Source organism: Pedosphaera parvula Ellin514 (assembly GCF_000172555.1).
In the GTDB taxonomy this organism is placed as follows: Bacteria; Verrucomicrobiota; Verrucomicrobiia; order Limisphaerales; family Pedosphaeraceae; genus Pedosphaera.
In genome coordinates this window covers 37696-55423 of the sequence record NZ_ABOX02000023.1, presented here as the reverse complement: position 1 = coordinate 55423, position 17728 = coordinate 37696, and the positions used below count along the sequence as shown (strand labels likewise).

Genomic DNA, 17728 nt, shown 5'->3' with positions numbered 1-17728 from the left:
GTGAAAAATGGGAGTTATACGGGTAAGTCAGGCCCTGCGCCGTTGTCTGAGTTTATCCAAACCGACGGCAAAAATAATCACCAGGCCGATCAAAATCTCCTGCATATAAGTTTGTAAACCCATCTGGTTCGAGCCATTACGCAACACAGCCATGATCAGCGCTCCAATCATGGAACCGAGAATTCCGCCAATGCCACCATTCAAGCTGGCCCCGCCGATGACCACAGCGGCGATGATGTCCAATTCCAAGCCATTTGCCACCGTGGGATCCCCCTGGGTGAGCCGGGACAGTTGCATAAGACCCGCCAGGCCGAAGAATAATCCGGCGACAGAGTAAATAATCGTCTTTTGCCAGCGAACGCGGATACCGCAAAGCCGGGCGGCCGCTTCATTGGAACCAATTGCAAAAATGTACCGCCCGAATACGGTGCGACGCATGACAATCGACATGACGCAAGCGAGACCGATGGCAATCCAAACGCCGGGGGGCAAGGGGAAGAAATGATCCGGATCGTTGAGGGCCATGATCGAGTTGATGGCGTTCTCAGGCGCGTTCACTGTCTGACTGTTCGACAGCCATTTGGCCGCCCCACGCGCAATGCCCATCATCCCCAGGGTGACAATGAATGGCATCATTTTAAATCCGGCAATGACAGTGCCGTTGAGCATGCCGACCAATCCACCAGCTAAGATGGTAAGCAGGACGACGAGAAGAGGAGGAACATTTTTAAGGAGCAAGGTGGCTCCAACGACGCTAGTTAAAGCGACAACGGAGCCAACACTCAGGTCGATGCCACCGCTGATGATGATCATGGTCATTCCAAGTGCGCCGATGGCAACGATGACCGTTTGCGTGAAAATGATTTTGAAGTTGGCTCCCGTGAGAAAATACGGACGGACATCCGGAAGGGCGGAAAACAGTCCTACGACCAGGAGCAATCCGAGGAAGGGGCCCAAGGTCGTTAGCAGCCAACCCAGGCTAAAGCCCTTGCGAACGGCGACAGGAGTTTGCGTTTTTGGCAGTGGCAAGGCCGGGTTCATGCTGGCAATTCAGCGTTGAGAACTACTTCAAATACGTATCCAACGGTGGATGTATGAGTTCCTTGATTCCTGCTTGCTCCATGTTTTCGGGAGTCACGATTTGGACGCCGGTATCGATTCGCTTTTCCACCTTCTCTCCTTGCAGGTGTTGGACCATGGTGATTACTCCCAGATAGCCCATGCGCAATGGATTTTGAACCACCAGACCTTGAACATCTCCGTTTTTCAGATCGATAACGGATTGGGAACCGGCATCAAAGCCAACCATCTTTACCTTGCCACCAGCTTTACCAATGTCCCGGAGCGCCTTCGCCATCGCGACCGTCGGCGGTTCGCAGGGACAGAAAATGCCATTGACCTCATGACCGAAGCGGTTCAGAAGATTTTGTGAAGCTTGATAGGCCGTTTCGCGCGTGGCACCGGCATGCTGATCGGAGGAGATCACTTTAATATTGGGAAACTTGGACTTGAGAGTATCCATGAAACCGGCCTCACGTTCCTCGGTGCTGGCGGAGCCGACGGCGTAGCGGAGCAGAATGACGTTGCCTTTGCCCTCGAGTAGCTGGCCCATGCGTTCGGCAGCCAATTGACCGCCTTTGTAATTATCCGTCGCAACGAAGCTGACGTATTTATCGGTCTTCAACGCCGAATCGAAGATGACAACGGGGATTTTGGCCCGAATGGCATTGTTTACCGGGGCAACCATGGCTTGATTGTCCAGTGGGGCCAAGACCATGCCGCTCACGCGGCGGGTCATGAAGTTTTCGACGACTTGAATCTGCTGGTCTCGGTCGTCCTCGCGCAACGGGCCCTTCCAGATAAGATCGACTTTGATGCCTTTTTCCTGCAATTCGCGCTGCGCTTTGATGGCCCCAGCGTGGATGCACTGCCAATACTCATGAGTTGTTCCTTTTGGAATGACCGCGATGGTATATGACTTATCCGCAGCACAGGAAAGGCAGATTGAGGAAAGAAAGAGAGCACACGTGAGCAAGTTTCTAAGCACCGGGTTCATACTTGTAACGTTATTGGGGAGAAGTCTGGTTTTCAACTCTTTTGATTCAAATGACTGTAAAACTGGAGGTCGACGGTAACATTTACCACTTGAAATACGTTAAGAACTTGTATGAATGCGAAAAAATGGCTGGCGATAGTGATTACAGTTGCAGTGACTATGGGTGGCTTATCAGTGGCTTTGAAGGTGCGGGCGGAGAACGGTCCAGGCCGTCGAGCAATGGGCGGGCAATTCCTGACGAAGGCCAAGGAGAAGCTCGGTTTGACCGATGAGCAGATCACAAAGATCAAGGTGGAGCTGCTGGCGGAAAAAGATACACTCAAGCCGATGATTCAGGCGTTACACGACGCCAAGATCGAACTGAGGGAAGTGATTCAGAAAAAAAGTGCAGCCGAGAGCGACATCCGTGATGCCTCTGCAAAGGTGGCAGTGGTGGAAGCGAATTTGGCGGTTGAAAGAGCGAAGCTTTATGGCAAGCTCAGCCCAATTCTGACCGCTGATCAACTTGCCAAAATTGATGAGTTTCAGCAGAAGATGGATGACTTTGTCGATGGAGCGATTTCAATATTTTTTGCCCGCCTGGCTCAGTAGTCATTACATCGCGGTCGGGCCAAACCGAACGGTGAGTGAGGATGCTGAACTGCTGGAACGAATCAGGAATGGTTCGTCGGATGATTTCACCGAGATTGTTCGACGATACCAGGCGCAGGTGTTTGCCATCCTCTACAAGTACGAACGGGACCATCAAAAATTGGAGGACCTGGCCCAGGAAACATTCGTCAAGGCCTGGCGGTTCCTGGATAAATTCGATGAACGTGCGCCCTTCCATCACTGGCTTTCGCGCATTGCAGTCCATGTAGCCCTCGACCATCTGCGCCGGCAGAAACGATTTCGGGCCGAGCTGGCGATGGAAGATTTGGGCGAGGAAGTTTTTGAATGGTTGCACGATCCCAATGCAGAGGCGCGACTCGAGGCGGGTCGGGCAGGGGAGCTGCTGAACCTCGCCATGAGCGAGCTTTCGCCGGAGGACCGACAGGTAATCACTTTGCTGGAATTGGAAGGGTGCAGTGTAAAAGAGATCTGCGCATTGACCGGCTGGACCAGCCCGACGGTGCGTGTGAGAGCGTTTCGCGCCCGGGCGCGATTGAAGAAAATACTGACCCGCATGCAGGAGAGAACAAATGAATGATCGCAAACTAAAGAATTTATTCGAGCAAGCCAGGAAGGAACCATCACCAAGGCCGACGGATGGTTTTGAGCAGAATGTAATTCGAGCTCTGAATCGCGCGGAAACGAAGGTGATCGAAGAACCATCGCTTTGGGACCAATTGGGACAAATGTTTCCGCGCATGGCAGTGGCGACGCTGCTGATCATTGGGATTTGCATGGCTGCGGAATTTTATGGTCCCAATTCGGCAAGTCTGACTTCCGAGGCGGGCCAGTTTACCGATCAATGGTTTTTTGCGGATGGTGAGAATTAGAATGAAGAATTTAAAACCAACGCTGGTGTTGATCCTTGTGTTTGTGGCTGGAGTGGTCGTTGGCAGTGTGGTGACCCGCCAGCTTGCCATTGGCATTATCCGCCGGGCAGCTTTGAATCCAGAACTGGTCAGGGAGAGGTGGGAGAAAGATTTGGTGCGACGGTTGCAGCTGAATCCCGAACAGCAAAAAGAGGTGCACGTGATTTTAGGCGATACCCAGATCCGGCTGCGAGAATTGCGGCGGAAGAATCAACCGGAGTTTCAGGAGATCATGAGCAATACTCAGGCAAAAATTTCGGCGACGCTTACTCCCGAGCAGCGGGAAAAGTTTCAAAGATACCGAGCAGCAAATAAAAGATTTTTGCAACCCTGATCGGCCGAAGAGCCGTTTGGCTGGGAAACTGGAAATGGAGAGATCTGGGCGAAGTCCAGTGAACTCGCGTGTGATAGCGTGAGACAGGATTTTTTTGTAGCTTCTAGTTGCACTTCTGCTCAGGCCGACGGCTTCTCGTCAATGCCGCCGCATTATTTTCCAGCTCACATTCCTTCGGTTTTCATTAGCGCTTCGATTTCAAGCACTTCTGTGTGCTACCGAAGCTGCCTGGTTTTATTGCCCAAAGCGTAAAAATAAATTGAACAATAATGCTAGTTGACTAGTCGGTATAAATGGCAGGCAAGTGGGCAAAATAGCCCGAATAATCACAGGTTAGGGTATGCAGAATAGCATTTAAAATCAGCAGTTTACAGATTTTTCAAAATATAGTTGACTGTTTAGTAAAGAATGATATTTTCTAGAACGTCGTTATTGAAAGATTTTGTGGCGGAGATTGAGAGCTAAAGATGAAACAAGTATCCAAGATAATGAAGGCCTTGTGCAAAACTCAGAGATTTCATCCGAACGCCAGGTTGGCAAGGCAAAAGAAGGTGGTGCTTGTCGGCTCTCAAATATCTCATCGCCAGTATAATGCGGAAAAATGAATTGGCCGGTGGTTTTCAAGAAAGGGAATCATATGAGAAAGCAATGGAAAGCAGTCTCGTTAGGGCAAAAGGTTGAACAACGTATCGGATGCGTGGCTAGATCCGCGGCAAACTACCGCAACTATAACACGGTAGTTGAGAGGAGCCAGGTAGTTGAGCGCCTCTATAAGCAGGTGGCTGGGCGATTGCCTAAGGAACTATTCAAGCAGGCGGTATGGGAAGCTGAGGCTTTGGCCTCCACCACACCTTACCCGCTTTTATTTCTACCTGCATTGGCAGAGGAAAAAATTTCAAACATGGAGCAGTGGGCCGAACGTCAGCGTGAGATTCGCGAACGGCAACCAATCTTTGCAACGGCCGCGTAATCCAACTGAGAGAAACCGCAAAGCGAAACAGAAAAGGAATTTTGTGAAGACATTGAAGCAACATAAGAAAGTAACGAAGAAGCAAGCCTCATCCACGGAACTTGGAAGGGGTGGGCGAAAGATCACTTTAAAGCGGCGCGCTGAGGTGCCAACTTTGAGCGGACGTTCCAAGGTGGTTGAAATCGATGAACCGACGTTAGAGCAACTGTCGAAGACCGAAACGAGCGTCCCTCGCGAGGTGGCTCCAGTGGAACAGCCGGTGGAACGCCAGCCTTACGATGGCAATACGGCCTTTAACCTTTATCTCCGTGAAGTTGGGCAGACCAAATTGCTCACCCCACAGGAGGAGGTTGATTTGGCCAAGCGGATCAAGAAGGGTGATAAAAAAGCCCGCGAACAGATGATCAAGGCGAATTTGCGCCTGGTGGTGAAGATTGCACGCGAGTATGAAGATTACGGCATGCCTCTTTTGGACCTGATCAATGAAGGCAACATGGGCTTGATGAAGGCCGTGGAACGTTTTGACCCTGCGAAGGGCGCCAAGCTTTCCACCTACAGCGCCTGGTGGATCAAACAATCCATCAAACGCGCGTTGGCCAATCAATCCAAGACCATCCGTTTGCCTGTGCATGTCGTGGACAAGTTGTTCCATATGCGCCAGGCCTCGGTGAAATTGCAGGAAGTGCTGGGGCGTGAGCCGACGGACGAAGAATTGGGCGATGAACTTGGATTTAGCGCTCAAAAAGTGGCGCAACTGCGCACGGCGGCGATCCGTCCGGCTTCGCTGGAAGCCCCATTGGGTGATGATGAAACCAGTCGTATTGCAGATGTGGTGCGCGATGAAACTGCCGACACCCCTTACGAGCAGTTGGAAGAGAAGACGAATACTTCCATGCTGCGCGAGTTGGTGGCGACTTTGGATCCGCGTGAAGCGGAGATCCTGCGTTATCGTTTTGGCCTGGACGGAGATCCTGAACGGACACTCGAAGAAGTGGGCCAGAAGTTCGGTGTGACGCGCGAACGCATTCGCCAGATTCAGAATGTTGCGCTCAATAAATTGCGCAAACAAATCGAGAAGTTGGAGACAGTCAAAGCTGCCGCTTGACGGTGGCGGCTTCAAGGGTAAGGGTAACGCACTGAGGGATAGGGTATGGATCTGAAATTACAGAATAAACGGGCTCTGGTCAGTGGTTCGACCGCAGGAATAGGATTGGCAATTGCAGAATCACTGGCCAGAGAGGGCGCTTCAGTCATTATTTCGGGGCGTTCTCAAGCACGTGTCGATGAGGCAATAAAGAAGCTTCGCGCGAACGGCATCAAGGGAGAAATTACAGGAGTTGCGGCGGATTTATCCACCAAGCCAGGTGTCGAAACACTTACCAGGCAGGTACATTCCGTGGACATTCTCGTTAACAACCTCGGCATGTACGCGCCGAAAGCTTTCGAGCACATAACTGACGAGGAATGGCTCAAAATTTATGAAGTGAACGTGCTGAGCGGCATCCGGCTCAGCCGTTTTTATTTGCCCAAAATGTTGGAAAACAATTGGGGTCGGATTGTTTTTATATCCAGCGAGTCCGGAGTAAACATACCGGTGGAGATGATTCACTATGGAATGACGAAGACGGCGCAGTTGGCGATTGCGCGTGGACTGGCGGAGACGACTGCCGGGACAGGTGTGACCGTCAATTCCGTTCTGCCGGGACCGACCAGATCCGAGGGGGTGGGACAGTTTGTTGAAGACATGGCCAAACACAATAAAACGGATGTGGCTGCGGTCGAAAAGGAGTTCTTCAAATCGGTGAGGCCGAGTTCCCTGCTGAAAAGATTCGCCACCTCGGAAGAAGTTGCCGCAATGGTGACTTATGTGTGCAGTCCAGTGGCGTCGGCGACGAATGGCGCCGCGTTGCGAGTGGATGGCGGCGTGGTTCGATCCATTTTGTAGATCTTCACGCACTTATATTTACAGCGCGATGCTCCGGCATCGCTTTCGATTTCTGATCACCTGACAAATTAAAAATTCTCCTGCGACTCAAGCAAGCGGGTGCAGGGACTAAAGGCGATATGGAACAACGAAAACTTGGCAGGCAGGGATTGGTTGTCTCAGCCATCGGGCTGGGATGCATGGGCATGTCGGATTTTTACGGTGGCAGGGATGACAAGGAGTCTCTCGCGACGATTGATCGGGCGTTGGAACTGGGAATTACCCTTTTAGATACGGCGGACATGTATGGCCCGTACAAGAACGAGGAGTTGGTGGGAGAAGCCATCCAGGGACGACGCGACAAGGTGGTGATTGCGACGAAGTTTGGAATTTTGCGCGATCCGAATAATCCCAGCGTACGCGGCGTCAGCGGCAAGCCGGATTACGTCAAAAGATCGTGCGAGGGAAGCCTGAAGCGTTTGAAGACGGATGTTATCGATCTCTATTACCAGCACCGCGTCGATCCGGAAACGCCGATAGAAGAAACGGTGGGGGCGATGGCGCAGTTGGTGAAGGAAGGCAAGGTAAGATTTATAGGCTTATCGGAGGCTGGGGAGGACACAGTTCGTCGCGCGCACAAAGTTCATCCAATTAGTGCACTGCAAACCGAGTATTCACTTTGGACCCGCGATCCTGAGGATGGTATTCTGGACGTTTGCCGGGAGTTGGGAGTCGGATTCGTTGCGTATAGTCCACTGGGACGGGGATTTCTCACGGGGCGTTTCAAAACTTTTGAGGATCTACCCGCAGATGATTACCGGCGCAATTCGCCGCGGTTCCAAGGAGAGAATTTCCAACGCAACCTGGACCTGGTGGCACGCATCGCACAAATGGCCAAAGAAAAGGGATGCACGCCCGCGCAATTGGCACTCGCCTGGGTTTTGGCTCAAGGAGAAGATGTTGTTCCGATTCCAGGAACGAAACAGCGGAAATATCTTGAGGAAAACGTCGGGGCGCTGAAAGTGAAACTTACCAAAGACGATTTGGCGCGCATCGATGAGGTGGCGCCCAAGGACGCGGCGGCAGGAATGCGATATCCCGAGTATGCCATGGGGTCGGTAAATCGCTAATGCAGAATTCAGAAGGTAATCATGAAGGCAATTCGAGTTCACCAATTCGGCGGTCCTGAGGTTTTGAAGCTGGAGGACGTTCCCAAACCAGAGATTGGTTCGGGAACAGTTCTCGTGAAAGTGCATGCTGCGGGGATAAATCCCGTGGACACATATGTTCGCTCGGGTGCGTATGCCGCCAAGCCGAACCTACCTTATACGCCGGGGAAGGACGCTGCCGGAGTGGTTGAAGGAGTTGGTGCGGGAGTTGGCAACGTGAAGATCGGGGATCGGGTGTACGTAGGCGACAGCATCACCGGGACTTATGCGGAGTATGTCTTGTGCGAACCGACGCAGGTGCATCGTTTGCCCGAGAAAGTAACCTATTCACAAGGAGCGGCGGTGAACGTGCCTTATGCAACGGCTTATCGTGCGTTGTTTCAAAAAGCGCAAGGAGTTGCGGGTGAAACAGTGCTGGTGCATGGAGCAACGGGTGGAGTTGGTATTGCGGCGGTGCAATTGGCCAAGGCTGCTGGATTTATCATCATTGGTACAGGTGGTACTGAGGAAGGACGCAAGTTGGTGAAGGAGCAGGGAGCGCATCATGTTTTGGACCATCGCGCGCCCGAGTATCTGAAACAGATTCTGGATTTAACCGGAGGGCGGGGTGTCGATCTCATTCTCGAAATGGCGGCCCATGCAAATTTGGGGAAGGATCTCACCCTGCTGGCGAAGGGGGGACGCGTAGCGGTGATTGGCAGTCGCGGGCCGGTGGAGGTGAATCCGCGTGATATGATGAGCCGGGACGCGGCAATCATTGGAGTGTTTCTGAATAGCGTGTCGCCGAAGGATCTGGCGGGAATTCACCTGGCATTGGAAGCGGGATTGGAGAATGGCGCGTTGCGACCGGTTGTTCGAAAGGAGTTACCCCTCGCTGAGGCTGCCTTGGGCCACAAGCTGGTGATGGAGCCTGGTTCGTTTGGGAAAATTGTTTTAATTCCATAACCGTCAAGGAAACAGAGCTATGAATTACAAATTGTTTGGCAAAAGTGGGCTGCGAGTTTCTGAGATTTGTCTTGGGACCATGACTTTTGGTGAGGAGTGGGGGTGGGGTTCCTCGAAGGATGAGAGTCGAGCGATTTTCGATTTATATGTCGCAGCCGGAGGGAATTTCATCGATACCGCGGATGGCTACACTAATGGGAGCAGCGAGCGTATGGTGGGAGAATTTGTCGGGGCGCAACGTGATCGTTTTGTCATCGGAACGAAATATTCGTTTAACAGCAACCCGGGTGATCCCAATGCTGGAGGGAATCATCGCAAGAATATGGTGCGCGCACTTGAGGGCAGTCTCAAGCGTCTCGGGACAGATTATGTGGATGTGTATTGGCTGCATGCCTGGGATTCGCTGACACCGGTGGAGGAAGTCATGCGGGCAATGGATGATCTCGTGCGTGCGGGAAAAATTCTTTACGCCGGAGTTTCCAACATGCCGGCGTGGTTGATATCGCAAGCGAACACGCTGGCGACATTGAGAGGTTGGACACCCTTCGTGGGATTGCAGATTGAGTATAGCCTTATCGAGAGAACGCCTGAGCGTGAGCTGTTGCCGATGGCGAAGGCCTTGGATATTGGCGTGACTGCCTGGTCGCCGTTGGCGAGTGGGTTATTGTCAGGGAAGTACACCAAGAAATCGGGTAACGGCGAAGAGAAGCGCCTGGACAAGGCGAATTTTACCAAGCTGGACGAGCGGAATCTGTCCATTGCCAAAGCGGTTCAGGAGATCGCCGATGAAATTAACCGGTCACCGGCGCAGGTGGCGATCAACTGGGTGAGGCAGCGTTATAATACCATCCCGATTATTGGCGCGCGGAAAGTTTCGCAAGTCAAGGACAACCTGGCCTGCCTGGATTTCATTCTGCCGGATAATATCATGAAGAAACTGGACGATGTGAGCAGGATTGAGCTGGGATATCCTCATGATTTCCTGACCCGACAAGCGGTCAGCGATTTTCTACATGGCGGCACGCTGGGGCAAATTCACAATCACCGGGCCTGATTTCCAACACATTATTAAACTGCCGCATACCTCTTTAGTTGCAGGATTCCTGAATGAGCTTGCGAGGGCTTCGATTCAACTTAGAATTACCGGTTTGAGTAGGATGTAACAAAAATGAGCAAAGAAAATCAACCGGGTGGAAGTCACTGGACCCTCGCACGCGAGCGTTTGCTGCTGCTAACCCTCGCCGCAATCCAGTTCACAACCATTTTAGATTTCTTAATCATCATGCCACTTGGGCCGCAGTATATGCGGGTGTTCAGCATAGACCCGAAGCAATTTGGGCTAATTGTTTCCTCCTATGGGATCAGCGCAGGCGTTGCGGGACTCGCGGCGGGATTCTTTTTGGATCGATTTGACCGGAAGAGAGCGCTGTTATGGCTCTACCTTGGATTTGGCGTGGGGACGCTGTTTTGTGCCATGGCTTATAATTATCAGTTGCTGGTGGCGTCGCGGTTTTTTGCGGGGGCTTTCGGTGGCGTGGTTGGAGCCGTTATCCTCGCGATTGTGGGTGATGTGATTCCTATGGAGCGTCGTGGAGCAGCGATGGGCATGGTCATGTCCGCATTTTCCGTGTCGTCAATCGTGGGCGTACCGTTGGGGTTGTTGCTCGCGAGTCATTATAACTGGCACGTACCCTTCTATGCGTTGACGGTGTTGAGCTTCATCATTCTGATCATCGCTGCCTGGATTACGCCGCCGTTGCGCGGACATTTGGCACATCACCAGGATCAACATCCATTCGCGAGGACGTTGACGGTAATGATGCATCCCGATCATCAGAAAGCTTTTCTATTCATGGCTGCGCTTACCTGCGCAGGATTCGCCGTTTTTCCTTACATCAGCACTTATATGGTGTCGAATGTGGGGCTTACTGAAACCCAATTGCCATTGATTTATTTGTGCGGAGGATTGTGCACCTTGTATAGCATGAACTGGGTGGGACGGTGGGCGGACCGCGCGGGAAAGTTGAGGGTGTTTACCATTACCTCGTTGACCACAGCCGTGCCAATCCTGCTGGTTACCAATCTGCCGCGTGTACCGGTGGTGGCAGCGGTCGCCACTTCCACGTTGTTGATGGTTTGCATGTCGGCCCGGATGGTGCCGGCCATGGCCATGATGACGGGAGCGGTTGAAGCGCGATATCGCGGAGGATTCATGAGTATCAACTCCGCGGTGCAGCAACTCAGCATGGGAGTGACAGCATTTTTGGGTGGTTACATTGTTCAGCAGAAAACTCCAACCAGTCCAGTGACTCATTTTCCAATCAATGGATTTATTTCCATCGCCTGCGCCTATGGTTGCATTTATCTAGCCAGGTTTTTGAAAGCTCCGGTGAAAAAGGAAGTGGCAGCAGAACCTGTGCTTATGGAGGGATAATCATTTTTCGCCCGGGAGAGAAGTTCCTTCCTTGCGTTTCCTTTGAGTTAAATAAAGAGCAAAGGACCACAGTCCGGAGAAGCGGTAGCCTGGGTCTACGTAGCGTTCAATGACGTAGAAGGCGAAATAATAGAAGCGACAGAAACACCAGATGGAAATGGCGAGCAAAGTGCAGATCCTTAACGACGGATGTTCCAGGATCAACAACGTTGCCGAGAGGAGACCAACCAGGAGAAAAAGGATGCCTTTAAACTTGATCCAATTGGGATTTGTAAGGTCTTTCATGGGGGATAAGTAAAAGGTTAGGTTAGTAACAAAATCAAATCGTTAACAGTGTTTAACAAATCAGGAGTTATCCCAAGGGGCGCTGATTTATTTGGACTGGCTTTTCGCTGCGGTCGGCGATACGGACACATTCTTAAAACGATTTACAAAGCGAGGCCATAGCAACATGCCTGCCGCAACAATCATCAACATCAGGCCAAGCCCTCCGAGGATTGCGGATGTACCCCAAATCTCCATGAAGGAATTGATCTTCGCCTGGGCAGGGTTTAACTGGTTATAAAGCACTGGAACAATTTCTCCGAGCTGATAGCCAGGTCGGGAGGTATACGATGAAAACACCCTATTGGTGTGAGTGACACCGCGGCCATCCTGAAAAGCAAATACTGATGCATACGAGACCGAGTTATGCTCTTTGTCTTGCCTTTCCTTGAAGCCGACAACCAGCCCCTGAGCAGGCAGGGCATGATGGAGAAAGTTCCAGGAATATGCGGCGATGAAAATGGCAGCCAAAAAGAAAAGGAGACCCATTCCACTCAAAAACCAACCGCGAATTGCCAGGTTGGTCTTCTGCGATCGAGCCGGAGTCTTGCGCATGGCTTTGGAAAGACCGACGATTAATCCGACCCAGATTCCAAGGCTGAAGACGAGGATTACGAGGACAAAGACTACGAGAATAAGAATAGGCATGCTAAATAAAAATCTTTGCTTATCCTTGTTAAGGAATTAGTCCTGGTTGCCGATAAAACTGAGCAATCAACGGAACCTTCACAGACGGGCGTCGGTGAAGGGATGAACTGGTCTTGAATCAGGTAGCTCATGGATTCCTTTTCCACGTGATACCTTGAAGAAAAACAATGGTAGTAACAAGCCAGAACTGTGGAGGAAATGGAAAAGAAAAACCGCCTCCCTCAACCGACTGCAAGTGAGTGCAAAGACGTGGTTTCGGTGCTCATTTGACCTCCAGCAAATTGGCATTACTCTAAGCCATTAAATATCCCGGAACTTTCTGGGTTTCGGGAGGAAAGGCAGAGAGAATGAGAACCTACAATTTAGATGATCAGGAACCGGAAAAGGTGATCATCGAAGGAGTCTCCAATAGTGCGGAGACACCGATAATCACAGGAGCAACCCCAACTTTACAACCAAACGACGATCAGTTGCTGGACAGCTATTCCCAGGCGGTGGTCCACGCGGCTGAGCAGGTGAGCCATTCGGTGGTAAACATTGAAGTGCACAAGCGGGTTCCGGGGCGCGGTGAGGTGCGCGCCGGCAGCGGGTCGGGATTCATTATCAGCCCGGATGGACTGGTGCTGACAAACAGCCATGTGGTTCACGGCGCGGACAAGATCGAGGTGACGCTGGATGATGGACGTCGCCCGGATGCGCATTTAATCGGCGAAGATCCGGAGACGGATCTGGCGGTATTGCGGATTTATGCGCCGAATCTCGCGGTGGCTAAACTTGGCGAATCCAAAAACTTGAAAGTTGGCCAGCTCGCCATCGCGATCGGCAATCCATATGGGTTTCAATACACGGTAACGGCGGGTGTGGTGAGTGCGCTGGGCAGGTCATTGCGCGCCAGCTCGGGACGATTGATGGATGATATCCTGCAAACTGATGCGGCCCTGAATCCGGGCAATTCCGGCGGGCCACTCGTTAACTCCCGGGGCGAAGTGATCGGGGTGAACAGCGCGGTGATTTTGCCAGCGCAGGGAATCTGTTTTGCGATTGCGATCGATACTGCGAAGTATGTGGCGGGCTGGTTGATCAAAGATGGCAAGATACGGCGGAGCTATATCGGAGTCGGCGGGCAGAATGTAAAGATTCATCGGCGGGTGATACGATTTCATGGTTTGCCGGTGGAGAGCGGTTTGCTCGTGGTTTCCGTTGAGCCTGGCAGTCCGGCTCAAAAAGCTGGATTACAGGAAGGGGATATCCTGGTGGAGTTCGCGGGACAACCGGTGGAGAGCATCGATGCACTCCACAAATTGCTCACATACGCGCGGATTGGCACGCAGACGCCGATAACGGCGATCCGTCACACCGAGAAATTGTCGCTCGAAATTGTGCCAGGTGAGTCGCAGTGGAAAGCTGATTGAGTTCACCAGACGTATTAGTGAACCTGTGAAGGGGGTGCTTGAAACAGCACCCCCTTTTATTTTGTTGGGATTTATTTTGCCTTGGTGAGCGGCATGCTTACAAGGTGTTCTGAAAGGAACCAGACTTGAAGTTCGTTCGTGCGCAGAACGTCGCTAACCAGGAGGTCATTGGTGCCGTCATCTTCGATATCGGCAGCGCGATGAGCGGCGGAACGCGTCTCCTTGATCACAATTTCGTGCGCCTCCAGCAGTCGGGAGATTTCGACGGGAACTTCTTCGCGGCCAGTTGGAGGGCGGGGAATGTTTGTGGTTTCAGCCACATCGTGAGCCATGGCCACACTGATGCCGCCCAGGAGCATGATGCGTTCGGCAATCTCATCCACCAACTCGGTTTGCTCTGAATAGTGCTTATCGAAGAGCAGGTGGAGTTGATAAAAGGTTGGGCCACTGACCTGCCAATGTGACTTTTTATAAAGGTCCCGAAGGGTGATGGTGTCGGAAAGGATTTGGTTCAGTTCGCCTACCATTTCCTCCCGCACTTTGACGGACAGGCCGATGGGCAGTTCTGCTATGACAGCATCAAATGGCTGAATTTCCTTCGCTCGCTGATGGAGTTTTGGCTGTGCCCGGTCAAAGCGGGGTGAGGCGGCGCGAAGCGAGCTGAATCTTTTTGATTTCATAGTGTTGAAAACTTTCCGATCCGATTATTGGAAACGACAAAAGCATGGAGTCCGTCACAGCTTGAGCCGTGGAAGGATCGTATCACAATATATCAGTTGTTGATGCCTGCCTACGATTAGTGGTTAGGTTCTTAACATCCAAAATTACCTCGTGCCCGCCAGCGTCGCAAATTTTAAAAGCGATTTGTCCCTGAGATAAAACCCTCTGGCAGGCAGGAATGTGGTATTTTGAAATTGAGGAAATAATGAATTCACCATTTTTACAACTGCCTGCGTTTGATAAGGAGACCGGAAAGCTAAACACCATAATCGAAACATCCAAGGGCGTGCGTAATAAATACAAGTTTATGCCCGACATCGGATTGTTTGCATTGGACAAATCCCTGGCAACGGGAATGGTTTTTCCTCATGACTTTGGATTTATTCCGTCCACCAAGGGCGAGGATGGAGATCCACTGGATGTGTTGGTGCTGATGGAGGAGTCGACGTTTTGCGGTTGCATTGTGCGGACGCGATTGATTGGCGTAATCGAAGCGAAACAGAAGGAGTTGAGCGGAAAAATTGTGCGCAATGACCGGTTTATTGCAGTTTTCGACAAGCAACCGACTTATGCCGACGTGGAGGAACTGACAGACCTGAACGCGCGGGTTGTTGATGAGATTGAGCACTTCTTCATTTCCTATACCGAGATGGAAGGAAGCAAGAAGTTCATGCCGCTGAAACGATCCGGTTCGCGTGCGGCACAAAGGCTGATCAAGTCGCAGATGAGTGGTTAGGTCCGGGCTTTCCAAAATCGCGAAAGTTGGCCAACCTCGTTGGTATGCGAGCAGTCATTCAACGAGTTTCGGAAGCCAAAGTTGTCATTGAAGGAAATGTGAAAGGCGACATTGCCAAAGGATTGTTGGTCCTTCTGGCAGTGGAGGAAGCGGACACGGCTGAGGACATCGAATGGCTGAGCGGGAAGCTAGTGCGTTTGCGAATCTTTGACGATGCGAATGGAGTGATGAATCTTTCGGTGCAGGAAAGTCAGGGAGAGATTTTGCTCATCAGCCAGTTCACACTTTTTGCGAGCACGAAGAAAGGAAATCGCCCTTCCTACAGTCGATCTGCCAAACCGGAGATTGCGATTCCGTTATACGAACAATTTATTGGGCGGCTTACGGCCGATTTTGGAAAGCCTGTTCAAACGGGGGAGTTTGGAGCCGACATGAAAGTGAGCCTGACGAATGATGGGCCGGTTACCATCATCGTTGATAGTAAGAACAGGGAATAGAACAAAGAAGCCTGGGAATCATTGGCAAGGGAGAGGGAAGAGAATAGGTTCTGAGTGTGAAACGAGCGGACAAAGTGGCGTCGCCTCCGGGAAAACCGCTGATGATCTATGACGGGGAATGCAATTTCTGCAAATTCTGGGTCACCCGTTGGCAGCAAACCACCGCTGGCCGGGTGGATTATATCGATTCGCAAAATCCGAAGGTGGCCGGGCAGTTTCCAGAAATTCCCCGCGAGCAGTTTGATACGGCAGTTCAGTTCATTGAGACTGATGGAACTGTCCATAGCGGAGCTGAGGCAGTATTCCGTTCGTTGACTTACAGCCGATCGTGGAGGTGGACTTATTGGCTTTACCAGCACGCGCCCGGTTTTGCGCCCGTGACGGAGTTCCTTTACCACCTCGTTGCGAAGCATAGGACTGCGGCCTCGGTTCTCACACGACTGCTCTGGGGGCAGGAGGGAGCACTGCCGTCTTTTGTTTTCTCGCGAGCATTATTCCTTCGATTAGTAGGAATCATTTACCTGAGCGCGTTTGTGTCCTTGGGAACGCAGATACTCGGACTCGTTGGCAGCCACGGCATACTGCCTGCGAAGAACATGATGGAAGCGGTTCACGAGCAGGTGGCTCAAGGACAGATTGGATGGGAGAGATATCATTTGGTGCCCACGCTGAGTTGGGTCAGTGCAAGCGATGGATTTTTGCAGGGACTTTGCTGGGTTGGAGCGGCGTTGTCGGTAGTTTTAATTATTGGTTTCGCTCCCGCACCGTGTCTTTTTTTACTTTGGTTGATTTACCTTTCCCTGAGTGTTGTTTGTCAGGAGTTCCTGGGTTTTCAATGGGATGTTTTATTGTTGGAGACGGGCTTCCTGGCGATCTTCCTCTCACCATTGCAGTTAAGGCTTAGAACTGGAAACCTAGAGCCACCATCCAGAATTGCTCGCTGGCTACTTTGGTGGCTCTTGTTCCGACTGATGTTTGAATCCGGCGTGGTGAAGCTGGCCAGCGGCGATCTCATGTGGCGACATTTGACGGCACTCAATGTGCATTACGAGACGCAGCCGCTGCCGACGTGGATCGGATGGTATGCACATCAGGCACCGGCTGGTTTCCAAAAACTCTCCACTGTGCTGATGTTCTTTATCGAGCTGGTAGTGCCATTCTGTATTTTTGGACCGAGGCGGGTTCGGTTTTTCGCGTGCTGGAGTTTTATTGCGTTGCAGACCTTCATCTTCTTGACAGGGAATTACTGCTTTTTCAATTTTTTGGCGATTGCGCTTTCATTGCTGTTGTTGGATGACGCCGCACTGAGGAGGCTGGTTCCGGCCAGATTTAGAAGAAAGTGTTTAATGGAGGATGTGATTGAAATCCAGGAGACAGAGGATTCTGAGAAGCACAAAACCTTGCCGGAAATCACGGTGCCACGGGGGCCGCTACAACAACCCGGCGCAGCCAGGCTCAATTGGTCCAAATGGATTCTGGTGCCAGTGGCGGCGGTTGTCCTGCTTGTGAGTGTGCCGCAAGTGTTTGGCCTGTTGGGATGGCGTGCATGGCCAGCGTGGGATCTTGCTCTTTACGAATGGATCAGCCCGTTTCGTAGCGTGAACAGCTATGGATTGTTCGCGGTGATGACGAATCCCCGCTTCGAAATCATCGTGCAGGGAAGTGATGATGGGCAGATGTGGAAGGATTATGAATTTAAATATAAACCGGGAGAATTGAAGCGAAGGCCAAAGTTTGTTGCGCCGCATCAGCCGAGGTTGGATTGGCAGATGTGGTTTGCGGCATTGAGCGCGTACCAGGAGAATCCCTGGTTTGTAAACTTCTGTATTCGGTTGCTGCAAGGAGAGCCGAGCGTGTTGAAGCTAATGGACAGAAATCCGTTTCCACAAAGGCCGCCGCGTTATCTCCGAGCGGCGGTGTATGAGTATCACTTCACGAACTTCAAGGAACGGCGGGAGAGCGGCAACTGGTGGAAGCGGGAATATAAGGGCGAATACCTGCCGGAAATTTCATTGAAATAAAGACGCTCTGCCCATGGC

General features: G+C 51.7%; 20 protein-coding genes. 15 read left to right on the top strand and 5 right to left on the bottom strand.

Annotated elements, in window-relative coordinates; genetic code table 11:
* Nucleotides 1-27 precede the first annotated feature (27 nt).
* Nucleotides 28-1041: an ABC transporter permease gene (locus CFLAV_RS17640; RefSeq protein ID WP_007416146.1), complete on the bottom strand. Its 1014-nt coding sequence runs from the start codon at nt 1039-1041 to the stop codon at nt 28-30.
* Between the two features lie 22 nt (nt 1042-1063).
* A complete protein-coding gene (locus tag CFLAV_RS17635) occupies nt 1064-2056 on the bottom strand; it encodes an ABC transporter substrate-binding protein (protein WP_007416145.1) in 993 nt (330 codons plus the stop codon).
* Nucleotides 2057-2167: 111 nt separating this feature from the next.
* Here CFLAV_RS17635 and CFLAV_RS17630 point away from each other — a divergent pair, with 111 nt between their 5' ends.
* From CFLAV_RS17630 to CFLAV_RS17580, 11 genes are all read left to right on the top strand, one after another.
* Nucleotides 2168-2647: a Spy/CpxP family protein refolding chaperone gene (locus CFLAV_RS17630; RefSeq protein WP_007416144.1), complete on the top strand. Its 480-nt coding sequence runs from the start codon at nt 2168-2170 to the stop codon at nt 2645-2647.
* Nucleotides 2607-3245, top strand: a complete 639-nt coding sequence (locus tag CFLAV_RS17625) for an RNA polymerase sigma factor (protein WP_160164610.1) — start codon at nt 2607-2609, stop codon at nt 3243-3245. Before CFLAV_RS17630 ends, CFLAV_RS17625 begins: the two co-directional genes overlap by 41 nt.
* Complete coding sequence (locus CFLAV_RS17620; protein WP_007416142.1) at nt 3238-3537, top strand: hypothetical protein; 300 nt, start codon at nt 3238-3240, stop codon at nt 3535-3537. Before CFLAV_RS17625 ends, CFLAV_RS17620 begins: the two co-directional genes overlap by 8 nt.
* Before the next feature lies 1 nt (nt 3538).
* The gene (locus CFLAV_RS17615) at nt 3539-3910 is read left to right on the top strand and encodes a hypothetical protein (protein ID WP_007416141.1); all 372 of its coding nucleotides are present in this window, start codon (nt 3539-3541) and stop codon (nt 3908-3910) included.
* A 637-nt stretch (nt 3911-4547) separates the two neighbouring features.
* Nucleotides 4548-4880 carry a hypothetical protein gene (locus CFLAV_RS17610; RefSeq protein ID WP_150107473.1) on the top strand — a complete coding sequence of 111 codons (333 nt, stop codon included), beginning with the start codon at nt 4548-4550 and terminating at the stop codon, nt 4878-4880.
* Between the two features lie 43 nt (nt 4881-4923).
* Nucleotides 4924-5985: a sigma-70 family RNA polymerase sigma factor gene (locus tag CFLAV_RS17605; protein WP_007416139.1), complete on the top strand. Its 1062-nt coding sequence runs from the start codon at nt 4924-4926 to the stop codon at nt 5983-5985.
* A 45-nt stretch (nt 5986-6030) separates the two neighbouring features.
* Nucleotides 6031-6825, top strand: coding sequence for an SDR family NAD(P)-dependent oxidoreductase (locus CFLAV_RS17600; protein ID WP_007416138.1), 795 nt, complete (start codon nt 6031-6033; stop codon nt 6823-6825).
* Between the two features lie 119 nt (nt 6826-6944).
* Nucleotides 6945-7934, top strand: coding sequence for an aldo/keto reductase (locus CFLAV_RS17595; protein WP_007416137.1), 990 nt, complete (start codon nt 6945-6947; stop codon nt 7932-7934).
* Between the two features lie 21 nt (nt 7935-7955).
* Nucleotides 7956-8918, top strand: a complete 963-nt coding sequence (locus tag CFLAV_RS17590) for an NADPH:quinone reductase (protein WP_007416136.1) — start codon at nt 7956-7958, stop codon at nt 8916-8918.
* A gap of 19 nt (nt 8919-8937) precedes the next feature.
* Entirely contained in the window at nt 8938-9972 is a 1035-nt protein-coding gene (locus tag CFLAV_RS17585) for an aldo/keto reductase (protein ID WP_007416135.1), read from the top strand.
* A gap of 114 nt (nt 9973-10086) precedes the next feature.
* Nucleotides 10087-11352, top strand: a complete 1266-nt coding sequence (locus CFLAV_RS17580) for an MFS transporter (protein ID WP_007416134.1) — start codon at nt 10087-10089, stop codon at nt 11350-11352.
* On the opposite strand, the gene CFLAV_RS17575 is transcribed toward CFLAV_RS17580, so the two are convergent.
* Together CFLAV_RS17575 and CFLAV_RS17570 are read right to left on the bottom strand one after the other, a co-directional pair.
* A complete protein-coding gene (locus tag CFLAV_RS17575) occupies nt 11353-11637 on the bottom strand; it encodes a hypothetical protein (RefSeq protein ID WP_007416133.1) in 285 nt (94 codons plus the stop codon). It lies immediately after the preceding gene.
* A gap of 87 nt (nt 11638-11724) precedes the next feature.
* Nucleotides 11725-12324: a DUF3592 domain-containing protein gene (locus CFLAV_RS17570; RefSeq protein WP_007416132.1), complete on the bottom strand. Its 600-nt coding sequence runs from the start codon at nt 12322-12324 to the stop codon at nt 11725-11727.
* Between the two features lie 347 nt (nt 12325-12671).
* Here CFLAV_RS17570 and CFLAV_RS17565 point away from each other — a divergent pair, with 347 nt between their 5' ends.
* Nucleotides 12672-13736: a S1C family serine protease gene (locus CFLAV_RS17565; RefSeq protein WP_007416131.1), complete on the top strand. Its 1065-nt coding sequence runs from the start codon at nt 12672-12674 to the stop codon at nt 13734-13736.
* A 71-nt stretch (nt 13737-13807) separates the two neighbouring features.
* Here CFLAV_RS17565 and CFLAV_RS17560 read toward each other — a convergent pair whose 3' ends face one another.
* Nucleotides 13808-14416, bottom strand: coding sequence for a Dps family protein (locus CFLAV_RS17560; RefSeq protein WP_007416130.1), 609 nt, complete (start codon nt 14414-14416; stop codon nt 13808-13810).
* Nucleotides 14417-14661: 245 nt separating this feature from the next.
* Here CFLAV_RS17560 and CFLAV_RS17555 point away from each other — a divergent pair, with 245 nt between their 5' ends.
* From CFLAV_RS17555 to CFLAV_RS17545, 3 genes are read left to right on the top strand one after another with little or no spacing between them, the layout of a single operon-like run.
* Nucleotides 14662-15192 (top strand): inorganic diphosphatase, encoded by a 531-nt coding sequence (locus CFLAV_RS17555; RefSeq protein WP_040549275.1) that lies wholly within the window; start codon nt 14662-14664, stop codon nt 15190-15192.
* 44 nt (nt 15193-15236) lie between these two features.
* Nucleotides 15237-15689, top strand: a complete 453-nt coding sequence (dtd, locus tag CFLAV_RS17550; RefSeq protein WP_007416128.1) for a D-aminoacyl-tRNA deacylase — start codon at nt 15237-15239, stop codon at nt 15687-15689.
* Between the two features lie 56 nt (nt 15690-15745).
* Entirely contained in the window at nt 15746-17710 is a 1965-nt protein-coding gene (locus tag CFLAV_RS17545) for a lipase maturation factor family protein (RefSeq protein ID WP_050785831.1), read from the top strand.
* Nucleotides 17711-17728: the final 18 nt, after the last annotated feature.

Bases quoted from the DNA above. Each gene is read 5' to 3' on its own strand.
- CFLAV_RS17640 (WP_007416146.1), bottom strand. From the start codon at position 1,041: ATGAACCCGGCCTTGCCACTGCCAAAAACGCAAACTCCTGTCGCCGTT.
- CFLAV_RS17635 (WP_007416145.1), bottom strand. From the start codon at position 2,056: ATGAACCCGGTGCTTAGAAACTTGCTCACGTGTGCTCTCTTTCTTTCC.
- CFLAV_RS17630 (WP_007416144.1), top strand. From the start codon at position 2,168: ATGAATGCGAAAAAATGGCTGGCGATAGTGATTACAGTTGCAGTGACT.
- CFLAV_RS17625 (WP_160164610.1), top strand. From the start codon at position 2,607: ATGGAGCGATTTCAATATTTTTTGCCCGCCTGGCTCAGTAGTCATTAC.
- CFLAV_RS17620 (WP_007416142.1), top strand. From the start codon at position 3,238: ATGAATGATCGCAAACTAAAGAATTTATTCGAGCAAGCCAGGAAGGAA.
- CFLAV_RS17615 (WP_007416141.1), top strand. From the start codon at position 3,539: ATGAAGAATTTAAAACCAACGCTGGTGTTGATCCTTGTGTTTGTGGCT.
- CFLAV_RS17610 (WP_150107473.1), top strand. From the start codon at position 4,548: ATGAGAAAGCAATGGAAAGCAGTCTCGTTAGGGCAAAAGGTTGAACAA.
- CFLAV_RS17600 (WP_007416138.1), top strand. From the start codon at position 6,031: ATGGATCTGAAATTACAGAATAAACGGGCTCTGGTCAGTGGTTCGACC.
- CFLAV_RS17595 (WP_007416137.1), top strand. From the start codon at position 6,945: ATGGAACAACGAAAACTTGGCAGGCAGGGATTGGTTGTCTCAGCCATC.
- CFLAV_RS17590 (WP_007416136.1), top strand. From the start codon at position 7,956: ATGAAGGCAATTCGAGTTCACCAATTCGGCGGTCCTGAGGTTTTGAAG.
- CFLAV_RS17585 (WP_007416135.1), top strand. From the start codon at position 8,938: ATGAATTACAAATTGTTTGGCAAAAGTGGGCTGCGAGTTTCTGAGATT.
- CFLAV_RS17580 (WP_007416134.1), top strand. From the start codon at position 10,087: ATGAGCAAAGAAAATCAACCGGGTGGAAGTCACTGGACCCTCGCACGC.
- CFLAV_RS17575 (WP_007416133.1), bottom strand. From the start codon at position 11,637: ATGAAAGACCTTACAAATCCCAATTGGATCAAGTTTAAAGGCATCCTT.
- CFLAV_RS17570 (WP_007416132.1), bottom strand. From the start codon at position 12,324: ATGCCTATTCTTATTCTCGTAGTCTTTGTCCTCGTAATCCTCGTCTTC.
- CFLAV_RS17565 (WP_007416131.1), top strand. From the start codon at position 12,672: ATGAGAACCTACAATTTAGATGATCAGGAACCGGAAAAGGTGATCATC.
- CFLAV_RS17560 (WP_007416130.1), bottom strand. From the start codon at position 14,416: ATGAAATCAAAAAGATTCAGCTCGCTTCGCGCCGCCTCACCCCGCTTT.
- CFLAV_RS17555 (WP_040549275.1), top strand. From the start codon at position 14,662: ATGAATTCACCATTTTTACAACTGCCTGCGTTTGATAAGGAGACCGGA.
- dtd (WP_007416128.1), top strand. From the start codon at position 15,237: ATGCGAGCAGTCATTCAACGAGTTTCGGAAGCCAAAGTTGTCATTGAA.